General features: G+C 41.5%; 11 protein-coding genes and 1 riboswitch. Of the genes, 3 read left to right on the top strand and 8 right to left on the bottom strand.

From position 1 onward, the window contains the following. Nucleotides 1–133 precede the first annotated feature (133 nt). Nucleotides 134–931: a DNA alkylation repair protein gene (locus BLR53_RS11900; RefSeq protein WP_074589947.1), complete on the bottom strand. Its 798-nt coding sequence runs from the start codon at nt 929–931 to the stop codon at nt 134–136. A 98-nt stretch (nt 932–1029) separates the two neighbouring features. On the opposite strand from BLR53_RS11900, the gene BLR53_RS11895 reads away from it, so the two are divergent. Then, the gene (locus tag BLR53_RS11895) at nt 1030–1371 is read left to right on the top strand and encodes a winged helix-turn-helix transcriptional regulator (RefSeq protein WP_037438748.1); all 342 of its coding nucleotides are present in this window, start codon (nt 1030–1032) and stop codon (nt 1369–1371) included. Here the strand turns inward: BLR53_RS11895 and BLR53_RS11890 are convergent. Beyond that, nucleotides 1315–1998 carry a chloramphenicol acetyltransferase gene (locus tag BLR53_RS11890; RefSeq protein ID WP_074589945.1) on the bottom strand — a complete coding sequence of 228 codons (684 nt, stop codon included), beginning with the start codon at nt 1996–1998 and terminating at the stop codon, nt 1315–1317. The genes BLR53_RS11895 and BLR53_RS11890 overlap by 57 nt on opposite strands. An 80-nt stretch (nt 1999–2078) precedes the next feature. On the opposite strand from BLR53_RS11890, the gene BLR53_RS11885 reads away from it, so the two are divergent. Both BLR53_RS11885 and BLR53_RS11880 read left to right on the top strand, forming a co-directional pair. Then, nucleotides 2079–2657, top strand: a complete 579-nt coding sequence (locus BLR53_RS11885) for a Crp/Fnr family transcriptional regulator (protein WP_074589943.1) — start codon at nt 2079–2081, stop codon at nt 2655–2657. 94 nt (nt 2658–2751) lie between these two features. Beyond that, nucleotides 2752–3291, top strand: a complete 540-nt coding sequence (locus tag BLR53_RS11880; protein WP_037438681.1) for a hypothetical protein — start codon at nt 2752–2754, stop codon at nt 3289–3291. A gap of 73 nt (nt 3292–3364) precedes the next feature. Here the strand turns inward: BLR53_RS11880 and BLR53_RS11875 are convergent, their stop codons facing one another. The 6 genes from BLR53_RS11875 to BLR53_RS11850 all read right to left on the bottom strand — a co-directional run bounded on the left by BLR53_RS11875 (nt 3365) and on the right by BLR53_RS11850 (nt 11543). Continuing rightward, a complete protein-coding gene (locus tag BLR53_RS11875) occupies nt 3365–4228 on the bottom strand; it encodes a DUF4397 domain-containing protein (RefSeq protein ID WP_037438679.1) in 864 nt (287 codons plus the stop codon). Nucleotides 4229–4282: 54 nt separating this feature from the next. After that, nucleotides 4283–7051 (bottom strand): TonB-dependent receptor, encoded by a 2769-nt coding sequence (locus BLR53_RS11870; protein ID WP_074589941.1) that lies wholly within the window; start codon nt 7049–7051, stop codon nt 4283–4285. A gap of 84 nt (nt 7052–7135) precedes the next feature. Next, entirely contained in the window at nt 7136–8089 is a 954-nt protein-coding gene (locus BLR53_RS11865; protein ID WP_074589939.1) for a cytochrome-c peroxidase, read from the bottom strand. Between the two features lie 99 nt (nt 8090–8188). Further along, entirely contained in the window at nt 8189–8836 is a 648-nt protein-coding gene (locus BLR53_RS11860; RefSeq protein ID WP_074589937.1) for a YceI family protein, read from the bottom strand. Between the two features lie 31 nt (nt 8837–8867). Continuing rightward, the gene (locus BLR53_RS11855) at nt 8868–10187 is read right to left on the bottom strand and encodes a peroxiredoxin family protein (RefSeq protein WP_074589935.1); all 1320 of its coding nucleotides are present in this window, start codon (nt 10185–10187) and stop codon (nt 8868–8870) included. Between the two features lie 54 nt (nt 10188–10241). Beyond that, on the bottom strand, nt 10242–11543 hold the full coding sequence (locus tag BLR53_RS11850; protein WP_218122981.1) for a peroxiredoxin family protein: 1302 nt from the start codon (nt 11541–11543) through the stop codon (nt 10242–10244). 140 nt (nt 11544–11683) lie between these two features. Next, nucleotides 11684–11780, bottom strand: a riboswitch (SAM riboswitch). Nucleotides 11781–11979 lie beyond the last annotated feature (199 nt).

Genomic DNA, 11979 nt, shown 5'->3' with positions numbered 1-11979 from the left:
GACGAAGGTGGCAAAAGTGGAAGGTCATTGAAGGGTTTTGTTCTATCGTAAGCCATATGTTCATTTAATTGAAATAAATGAACATACCGTTTTTATGTCCACCGGAGAACATCGAGCCATTTACCTACTCAGATTACAGATTTCTTCTTGCTCTTTTTAAAATTTTAGAAGTTTCAATTGACTGATTTTCTTTTGCCCATCTGTTACAGAGTTGAAACACCCAATCCAGATTAGTTTTGCCAGCGTCATTTAACCAGTTCCCTACTGATAATCTTACATATTCGGAAGGGTCAGCTTTAACACTTTCTAATACAGGCAGAGCGATTTCAGGATTAGTTTTTACAAGCTCAATATGCTTGCACCAGACTCCTCTAGGACGCAGGATTTCTACAGCGAAACGCCGGATGTTTTCATTATCAGAGATAGCCCATTCCTTGAGCAGGTTCACAGCCGCCGGGAGTGCATTATTCACGTCATCCCGCAAAGCCATCCATGCAATTTCCCGAACACCAAAATGTTTATCAGCTGCCAAAACGTATATATCCGATAACTTTTCTCCCAAACTTTTTAAGGGATTAAAACCAACAATATAGGCCGCCCAGCAACGGACACTATCAGATGGATGCCCCACCAGATAATTGAACAATTCAGGATTGGGGTTTGAGAACATTTCTTTCGATAGCGTTCTTCCGATTTCTATGATCAGCTGGCGAACACTGGGTGAATTTAGCTGCGCCGTGTTATGCCGGCAAACCCGGAGCTGTTCCGGATAACCAGATAGCACGTGTTCCAGTAATTCAAAGTGATTAACAGCGAGCCATTCCGTCAAATTAACCGATTCAATTGTTCCGTTATTGAGCAACTGAAGTATCTCTACGGGAACGTCTTTGGACCGAATTGCACCTTTTCTTGTGGTTTGAATTGTTTTCATTGATAAGGGTAAATTAAGAAATGCTAAATTCGGACGCTTACTTGAAACAATCAATACTGGACAAATTTGTCCTAACCCTTCTTATAAAATATGCATACATGAAAAGTAAAATACGTGTTTCTGAGAACAAAATATGTCCGCTGGAGCATGCAGTAAATACCATAAGCGGCAAATGGAAAATACCCATCGTCTGGCACCTGCACCACGGAATAAAAAAACCGACAGACTTTTATAGTAAAATAGCTGGTATCAATAGAAGGGTTTTAACACGTCAGTTAAAGGAAATGGAAGAAAGCGGCATTATTAATAAAACAATTACCCGTCTTAAACCGCTGGAAGTAGAATACCAGCTGACATCAGTTGGAGATCAGCTGGTACAATCACTATGGAGTCTGAACAATTGGGGTGAGGTTTTGCTGCAGGAGAAAATCGTCCGCTAAACCGACCTGATTCATGAGTTTCTGAAATCCGGCTACAAACTGTCCGACGTGATAACCGTCAACCAGCGCATGATTTACGTGAATGGATACCGGCATAGTCTTAACACCATTTTCATCTGTATACTTACCAAAAGAGATCTTCGGGCTGCTGTCCGAAACCGAGAAACTCCGGGCATGAGAAAGGGAGCTGAAATTAATCCAGGGTAAGGCAGAAAAGTGAATTACATGGTCATCAGCGTCTGCCATTTTTAAACCGCTTCCCTGACGGACCTGTTCCATAATCTGTATGGCATCGGCGATAAACAGTGCCTGATCCTGCTGATAATTTACATAAGAAAATCCAAATGTCCCATCCGGCCGGTCTACAGTTGAGGCGACATTCACCTGATCATAAATAAATACTTTGTCTGCAACAATTCTGCAGCGAAATTCTTCGATTTGATTTGCAGCTTTTAGTGCCAGGTACAAATAAGTTAAAAAGAACGACTGCTGGCTTTCTTTTGCATATCGGTGCGCATTGGTACAATCTATATTTACCGTTACGCCGTAAAATGGCTCCTCAAAACGGGAAAAGAATTCAAAATGATCTTTACGTTTCCAGGTGGCTATATTAATTTCTCGTTTCATGGTTATCTTTACAATTATTAAATGCAATATTCGCCAATCAGCTTAGTCTAGAAAAGGACATTTGTCCTAACCCTGAAAATATGTTACGCACCAATCATTCTTTTCTCTCTTTTACTGAAGAACTCTACAATAACCCAGCCCACAAGGAAGCTATTAGCCTGAAACATTATGCTAAGGGAGACTTGCTGCTCAAACAGGACGGACGGTCTACGCAGGTTTTTATCGTAAAAGAAGGAATCGCCAAATGCTTTTTCACTGAAGAGAATGCAAAAGAATATATTGTTGAATTTCTTAGTGAGGGTGAAATCATCGGAGAAATAGAAGTGATTAAAAACAACAATTGTCTGTGTAGTGTCGAAGCGATTACTCCGCTGGCAGCTTACACAATAAAGTATCCTTTCTTTAAACATCTGATGGAAACTAATCTTTGTCTGAACCGGCTGTTACTGGAAGAAATGGCACAAAGAATTATTTACACCAGTACGCGGGCATCTACACAACAATTATATACGATAGAATTCGGACTAAAGAAAATACTTGAATTACAAGCCAGACAAGGTCTTACGCTATCAAAAGATGACCTGGCAGCCTACATGGGCGTAACGATCCGCAGCCTGAACCGGGCGCTTAAAAATATAAATACAGAATGTCCTGAATAAAAAAATCCCCTGATTTTTACGCAATTCGAAAAATATTTCAGTTGATGTAGCGCAAACGATTTTGGCGTCGTTTATCTTTTAAAACCAACCAAATATGAAAAGAAACCACTACTTACTAATCTTGTTTATTACAGCTGCCTTATTTACCTCCTGTAAGAAAAATGATTTCGAATATGAAAACGACTACGATAAAAGTTTCAGAGCCTGGACAGACTTCAAAGCTACCTCTGAAAATAGCTATTACTATACCGTAAGCACCGTTTCCTGGACGGGGTACCGTACAGAAACAAAGATAACTGTGGTTAATGGCGAAGTAACAGGACGTTCTTATACTGCCAAGACCTATTCAGGTGGTGCTGCGTCACACGAGGTAACCATACATAAGCAATGGACAGAAGATAAAAGCACTTTAAATACACATACAGAGGCCGCTGAAAGTCTTACACTCGATGTGATCTATGACCGGGCAAAAGTGCTGTTACAAGGCAGAAAAAAAGATGGATCTACTACATTCGAAGCGAAAAACAATGGTATGATTTCTGTCTTTGGTTTTTCAGCAGACAACTGTCAGGACGATTGTTTCAACGGAACCAGCATCGCTGTTATTGAAAGGCTTACTCCCGCAAAAACTTAAACGATATTTCAAGATAAAAACATGAATAAAGCGGGTGTATCATTTTAAAAAAGATGATACACCCGCTTTTTAATTAATTATGCAAGATAATAGTTGCACTAAGTTCCGGAGAGCCGCTGCGTAGTCCGTTGATAAAGATGGTATATATCTTACCATCTTCCAGGGTAATGCCGGACAAAGCATTCTTACTGACCGGAATAACAGTTTGATCGGTTCCATTTTTAATCTGGAAATTCAGGTTTGTACCTGCGTCTACTTCTTTAAAGGGCCCCAATGTTTTCCATGTTAATCCCTCCACTATTGCCGGAGCTTTACCAGCCGTATATGGTATAACCACCTGATCCCCGAAATTACCATACCCTACTCCGGAAAATATTGTCGTACCGGCAGCATAACTAAAGTCAATCTTTGGTGCGTCGGGTGAGAAATTAGCAAACCTTATTTTTACTTTACCCGCTGCAGGCCTTTCAAGATCATCATAAACCAAAATCAGACTGTCTGTATTATTTGGATTCAGTGTGCTCGTTAAACGCTTTTTTACTGCGAACAGGCTATGCGCAAAATCTGCAATGGGTCCGTTCGGTCCGGCAAAAGAAGCAGTATTGGTTTCCTGTATGAAATTAGCGCTCCCACCAAAAACATAGGAAGCTTTATAGGATGCACTGGAACCCTCTGTCAGGTTATACTGCACCTTCCCGAACTGGGTATCAAGATAACCGGATGCTGTATTTCTCTGCAACAGACCTGGTGTGACTTTCCTGGTAAAATCCCAAAAGTTTACAGCAACATAGGAAAGGCGCGCATTAACGAATTTGACTTTAGCACTTAAAGGCGTTCTGTCACCCGCATCTATATCCAGATAATCTGCCTTATTGCAGGATGTCAAAGCCAGCACTGGAAAGGCCAGGATCCATTTGTATTTTTTTAAAAATCTCATCGGTATATTTATTTTTTAAGGTTGATGAAGCTCAATGTTATCGCATTACAGCTATTATTTAAAACTGGCGGCTAACCTGATAAATGGTTGGACACCGGCACTGGATCCAGACTGAACTGAACCGGGTGAAGGGTTTCTGGTAATATTGCTTCCTGGTGCAGGTATGGTATAGTCTCCTAACTCATTGAATAGATTATTTACGCCAATGGTTGCCTGCAAAACAGGCGTAATTCTATATCCGGCAGATATGTCTGTAACCCAAATAGGCCTGTATACCTGATAATAATAATCGGGTCTGGGAAAATTGGCATTCAGCTGGCTAACCGATTTTACAGATCCGAAATAAACTGCTCTTGCCAGCAGACTTAGCTTTTTGAAATTATATGTCCCCTGCAAAGTGATCTTTGTAGCCGGAATAGCTGAAGTAACCCGCACTTCTTCACTCTCGTCAAAAATGATGTAGCGGTAAGCTTCCAGCCCTTTTGGTGTATTTACTTTGGTCAATTTTGTTTTCTGGAAATTACCTCCTGCTAAAAAGGCTGCATTTGCGCCATTCGGTAACAGGAATTTATAACTGCCTGTAAATTCGATACCCTTCGTACTGGTGCTGAATGAATTATAGAAGAATTTGGCCTGCACTGTACCTGTTTGTACGAAAAGTGCTCTTACGTCTTCCGGTAAATTAGTATCTGTGGCCGAAAAACGACCGGTATTGCCGACCCTGTCTTCAATATCTATCTTGTATGCATCCAGTGTTAATTCTATATTCTGCAATGGCTGGGAAGTAATTCCAGCAGAATAACCTTTAGATTTTTCGGGCTTTAAGGATGGAATTCCCAAAGCTTTAGTCGCCGGATTAACATTATTTGCTGTGACCTGATCGATGGCTACACCGTTCTGGAAGGTAGTAGAAGTTTCCGTATAATAGTATTGCGCCAGATCTGGTGCCCTGAATCCGGTATTGAACGCCCCTCTTAAAGCCAGCCATTTGGCAAAACTGTATCTTGTCGCGGCTTTATAGGTACTTACGCTGCCAAAATCTGCATAGTTTTCTATTCTGAAAGCACCGGAAACCAGCCAATTCTTCGTGACGTTTAACTCAAGATCTGCATAGGCTGCTGAGATAGAGCGTTTGACATCTACTTCATTGGAAGGCCGAAAACCTGCATGTATCTGCGATCCGGGAGAAAGCCCGTTTAAAGGAGTGCTACCCGCAGCAGAAAAGTAAGGAATTCCGCCTGTAGTATATTCCACCTTATAAATTGGACTCAGATCGGCCTTGGAGTAAGAGCTTTCTTCTCCGGCTTTAATCTGATAAGTCTCTACCCGGTACTGACCACCGAAAGCTACATTTAATCCGCTCAATATTTTGTCAAACTTCCTTGAAAAATCTATGCTACCGCTATTCTGGGACGCGTTGTAACTACCTGCATTAAAGGTTCTCGGGGTTTTCTGGCCTAAACTTGCATTTAGTGAATTACTGATCAGGTTATCGAAGGCATTTCTTCCATATACATTGGAAATATCAACGTTCCATTCCCTGATCTTTCCCTTCACACCTACAGCGAAAGAAAGGTCAGTGATGATATTATCCATTGCCGGCAGGAAACCGTCGGGATAAACAAATGTGTTATTGCGCTCTGTCCAGCCTGGTAATCTGTAAACAGCAGTAAACTGAGAATTTCGGTGGCTAATCCCGCCAAAAGAGTACAGCTCAAAGTTATCATCGAGCGGTACGGCTGCATTAAAGGATAACAAACCGTCTTTCGATTTATTGGTAGATCCCCGGGTATCAAAATGATTTCGGTCTATCCCCCTGCCTGAAATGATCGCGTCATCTATTTCCCGGGTGTATATTTGATCAAATCCGCGGGTATTGGCTCCGCCGCCATAAGCCGGCCCGATATAAAGCCCGTCTCCGTCTTTACCTGAAGGTAAAGAGACAGCCTGTGTTGCATATTCACCCGTAAGGTTCAGAAAGCCACGGGAACCTAATTTCGTACCTAAATTGGCACTGGTACGTGTCGTTAGCCCGTCCCCCCTTCTTCTTATGCTACCCAAAGTACTTACTGTAAGCTCATTAACATTACTTTTCAATACGATATTGATAACTCCGGCAATGGCGTCTGACCCATATTGTGCAGCAGCACCATCCCGGAGAATTTCAATGCGGTCTATCGACCCTACAGGAATAGCATTTAAGTCATATCCTGTTGCTCCATTTCCTAGACCTCCCCAACTAATATTTGAGCTTTTGTGGCGTCTTTTTCCATTGACCAGCACCAAAACCTGATCGACTCCAAGACCTTTAAGCTGTACTGTGGAAGTTGCCGAGGCCGCATCACCTCCACCAGAAACAGAGGAGTGAAATGAGGGCGACACATATTGCAGCAACTGGGTGACGCTCGCTTGCGGTGAGTATTGCTGCAAGGTTTTAAGGTCAATCACATCTACCGGAACGGGAGAATTGAGTTTAGTACGGTTGGCGCTACGTGAGCCCACAATCTGAAGTTCATTAAGGTTATTGTCTGCGGCCTCCAGAGCAATACTGAGTTTTGTAGCTGTACCAATTTCTACTTCCGCCGACTTATAACCGATATAAGAAACCAGGAGATACCGGCCGTTTCTGACAACTATACTAAATGTGCCGTCCTGTTTGGTAACAGCGGCCCCATCCAGTCCTTTCACTTTTACAGAAACGCCGGGCAACGGCAGTTTATCGTCGGCAGAGACAACCACTCCGGTAAGTGTTCTTTGCTGAGCAAAAATATGGGTGGATATTAATGTGCCCAAAATTAGTATCAAGAGTAGTTTTCTTTTCATTTATTCGTATTTAAAATAGACATACCTGTGGCTAATCCGCCTAAAAACACAGCAAATCAGATTGGTAATAGAAAAAAATAAGGGTTATTTTTTATTAAACCTGTCGTCTGTCAAAGTGACCAAAAAGGCTTCCAGATCGTTGATTTCAACGTCTGTCAGTCCAAGAGGCCTGCTCAGCGAAAGGTCCCGGTTCTTCCCGTTTTTAATAAACTCGTCAGGGTTATTATAGTATTTAATGACGTCTTTTAGTGTTTTAAACATCCCATTATGCATATAAGGGGCCGTTAAAGCCACGTTCCTTAACCCAGGGATTTTAAAGTGCCCTTCGTGCTCAGGGTTTTTGGTCACCTCAAATCTACCGGCATCTTTTAAATCGGCGCCATTAAATAAACCTATACCTTTAAAACGGTCTGCGGTAAAATCTTCTCCTGAATGGCAATTATTACAATTTGCTTTTCCAATGAACAACAGCCGGCCCCGTTTTGCCGATTCGGAAACAGCATTATCATCCCCGTCGATATAACGGTCATAAGGGCTGTTTGAGGTTTCCAGCGTACGTTCATAGGCTGCAATTGCTGCTAACAGGTTCTTCTGGTTTGGTGCAGCATTAAATATATTCTGAAATAGCTTCGCATAGGTCTGGTCTTTCTGCAACCTCTCCAACGCTTCAGCAATTGGAAGATTCATCTCGACCGGATTAATGATGGGCTGCAAAGCCTGCTCTTCCAATGAAGACACCCGCCCATCCCAGAACAGGTTCGGCCGACCAGACAGATTGGTAACTGAAGGAGAATTCCGCGAGCCTATTGTTCCTCCAACTCCCACGCTGAAGGTCGCTGTATCAGCAAAAGCAAATTCAGGTTTATGGCAGGACGCACAGCTGATAGATTTATCTTTAGAAAGGATCGGATCAAAAAACAGTTTTTCTCCAAGGCGTTCTTTACTGTTAATCACATCTGGATCATCGGCACCAAAGCCTGCAATGATAAACACCAGTGTGGTGAGCACTACGGAAATAAGTATTTTAGGTCTTCTCATTTTATTTTTTTAGCTGTCAAATCAAAAAATCCAAATCGTTAAGGCTGCTGTAGGAACCGGACAGGAAAACCCTGCCCGGTATCTGAATGATCACCAATTTTATTTATTGGCCACAAGCTGTATGTCGAGTTCAAAATCGTCATAGATGGTCTTATCTCCCAGATTTTCAAAAAAACTTTTAGACCTGAATTTGATATCATATTTGGTCCTGTCTACTTTGATCTTTGCTTTAGCAACCAGTTTATTATTATCTACGGTTACATTTGCCGGAAAGGTCACCTCATTAGTAATGCCTTTAATGGTTAGATTCCCTTTGATCTGATATAGTCCTGAACCTTTACTTTGTGCAGAAGTGATTACAAATTTCGCCGTACCAAACTTTTCTACCGCAAAGAAGTCATCACTTTTAAGATGTCCCAGGAGTTTTGCATTGCCCTCCTTGTCTTGGATATCGGTAACTGTGATTGTCTTGGTGTCTAGTTCAAAACTTCCTCCTTTAAGTACGTTGTTATCTACTTCCAGTGATCCTGAACGTACCTGAATAGTGCCGGCGTGTTCACCAGTAACTTTCTTTGCAAGCCATGTCAGCTTACTCTGGCCAGGATCCACTTTAAAGGATATAGCTTTTTTACTTAGTTCCAGCTTGGTAACTGAACCCGCAGAAGCATACCTGGGCGCAATTGTAAAAGAAGAAAGCACAAAGACAGTTGTTACTGCAACTGCAGTCAGGGTGGTAATTTGTTTCATATCTGAGATTTTTAGTTTTAATATTCTGTTATTATCTGCTGGCAGTCTGCGTAGCAAAATAAGTTGCCGGTGGTACAGGCTCAGCAAGTAGCTCATCAAGTACTTTGTTGAATTTCTTCTCGTATTCTGAATAATACTGTCCGGTAACTGTTCCGGTATAGCCGGTATAAATTTCTCTCACTTCACCTTTACGGTCGATGATAATGGTTGTAGGATAGGCGACGAATTTATTAAGTGCTGGTAATTTGTCGGCAACCAGGCGTTTGTCTGCTAACCCGCCAAATAAAATATCATATTTGATTTCATATTTATCACGCAGTTTACCCAGGGTATATTTACCATACTCCAAATCATCTTTCTGTTCAAATCCAATGGCAATCGCTTCAACACCGCGTTCTTTATTTTTATTGAACCAGGGTGACAAGAAAACTGTCTGGTCGGTACAATTCGGACACCATGTACCCACGAGTTCTACGATCACGACCTTTCCTTGGTATTTAGCATCAGTTAAGGAAACCGGCTTACCAGTCAAATCCGGAAATGTAAATGCAAGCTTTTTTAACCCCGGTTTTAAGGACGTTAATGTGTAAGGATCCGGTAATTCGGCTTTGCTATCTTTTACACCTGTAAATTTCAGGTTGTCATAAATCCCCTGACTTATTTCACCGGATAAGGTTCCATCTTCATTGATCGTACCTCTGTAGATTCTGGGGCTGGGCCCACTAAATCCAGATAATACGAACTGGTTACCTTGTACTGTTCCTTCCAGTTCCCTGCTGTCCCCTGTAACCTGCATAACCACACCGGTCAGTTTGTTACCGACCTGTTTAAGAACGGCAACTTTATTTGGTACAGCTTCTTTTGAGAAGCCTTTAAACTCCCACTTACCTGTCAGATCGGCTGCTGGCGCAACGTCTTTACCTGGCTCCACGAATCGATAGTCCTTCCCTTGCTCTGCAGTGAAAGGAAGTGCATTACCACGAAGGCCCGGAACCAGACTTCTATATTCGCCGCTTATTTTTCCGTCACTCTCTATTTTAGCTACCAGGGCAGCGTCGTAGGTATTCATCTTAATAAAAAGCGAGTCTTTACCTAGATACTGGATATGGAAATCGTCCCTTCTGCTCCCGTTTAGTAAGGTAAAAGTTGCCGTTTCGACATCTTTACCCTTAAGTTCAAAATTAAAAGGCACTTCACTTTCACTTACTTTGAAAACGCCGCGCCAGATGCCTTCTTTAATAAATTTCCTGGCTGTTTTAGGGTCTTCTACAGTCTTTGTGAATGCCAGAGAAGAGGAAGAAATAAGCGTAGCAAGGGCTAGCACCTGTATTTTATACACATGATATTTCATAATAAAAAATTTTTGGTTTATATTAAACTGAGGTTATTTGGATAGCCAGGGACTCTATTTTCCTTTATTATAGGCTACGGTTAGGGATTCGGGTACAGGCTCAGCAATGAGTTCATCCAGAACTTTATTAAATTTTCGCTCATATTCCTCGAAGTACTTTCCGGTAACCGTCCCGGTATAACCGGTATATATTTCTCTGACATTACCCTTTCTATCAATAATAATTGTAGTAGGGAATGCCACAAATTTATTCAGCGCAGGCAACTTTTCAGCAACAACTTTCTTATCGGCAATTCCACCGAAAAGTATGTCATAAGTAATTCCATACTTATTTTTCAATGTACCTAAGGTATATTTTGCATACTCCAGATCATCTTTTTGCTCAAAGCCAATAGCGATTGCTTCTACTCCACGACTTTGATTTTTCTTAAACCAAGGTGCAAGAAATACGGTCTGATCTGTACAGTTAGGGCACCATGTGCCTATTGTCTCAATAATAACTACTTTACCTTTGTATTTTTCGTCACTTAAAGAAACCTGTTTACCATTTAGATCGGGGAAGGTAAATTCAAGTTTATTATATCCTTCTTTAAGGAAGGTTAATTTATAAGGATCCGGCAGCGCTGCTTTTTCACTACGCTGCGCATCGAACTTCACATTTTTATAGATGCCAAAACCCTGTTCACCAGAGATACTATTGTCATCATTAATTTTCCCTTTTACAATAAACGGACTCGGCCCGGTAAAGCCTGATAATTCAAATTCATCACCCTGAACTGTACCTTCGAGTTCTCTGGTATCACCAACCACAGTCATAATTACACCGGTTAACTTATTTCCGGTCTGTTTAAGCAAGGCAATTGATGCAGGAACTGCGTCTTTAGTATAGGTTTTGATTTCCCACTTACCTGAAATGTCATGTTTCGGTGCAACATCTTTCCCGGGTTCTACAAAACGGTAGGCTTTACCATATTCTGCCACAAAGGGTAAAGAATTACCCCGGAATCCAGGAACCAGGCTGCGATATTCGCCCGTCAGCGTACCATTATCTTCGAGTTTTGCCACCAGCGCAGCGTCATAAGTGTTCATCTTTACATAAATTGAATCCGCTCCGAGGCGTTCAACATGAAAATCGTCACGTCTGGCTCCGTTAATCAGCGTTAAGATGGCTGTCTTAGGATCCTTACCTTTAAACTCAAAATTAAACGGGACTTTTGATTCACTTACATTAAATACGCCACGCCATATGCCCTCTCTGGGAAGTGGCTTTGAACCGTTCGCAGATACCGTTCCCCCCAGTAATACTACTGAGGTCATCAGGCATGCAATTTTAGCTGAAATTGTAGTTTTCATCATCGTTATTAATTTAAATACTATAGTTTCATAGTGTTTAATAACATCGTACTGACCTTCATGTCCACGCAAATACCCTCTGCAGATGCAGGTATTCAACTGGATTTCCTTAACATGAAACGGTGAGTAACTTGTTATTGGTTAATTTATAATCTATTTCTAGATCAGTTTGAGCACTTTTTCCTATGGAAAGTTGCTAGAAGTTCAACGAGACTGCCTCTCCCTTCTTCTGTATAAATCAACTAATTAATGGTGGTGATTAATTAGGTACTTCCTGATACCCCGGTAGCTTATTAAAAGAATAAATGACCACCATAATATTCTATCAAAATGCCCCGGGGTACCAGGATTTTAAATGAGAATATTAAAGAATTACCTTTAAATGGAGGCCAAAATCTTAATTTATTAGAAACAACAGCGCAGACGATCTTCTGAACAC

The sequence above is a fragment of the Pedobacter antarcticus genome (genome assembly GCF_900103515.1).
GTDB classification, from domain to species: Bacteria; Bacteroidota; Bacteroidia; order Sphingobacteriales; family Sphingobacteriaceae; genus Pedobacter; species Pedobacter antarcticus.
The sequence above is the reverse complement of the archived record's forward strand: the minus strand, read 5'-3'. Positions and strand labels throughout refer to the sequence as shown.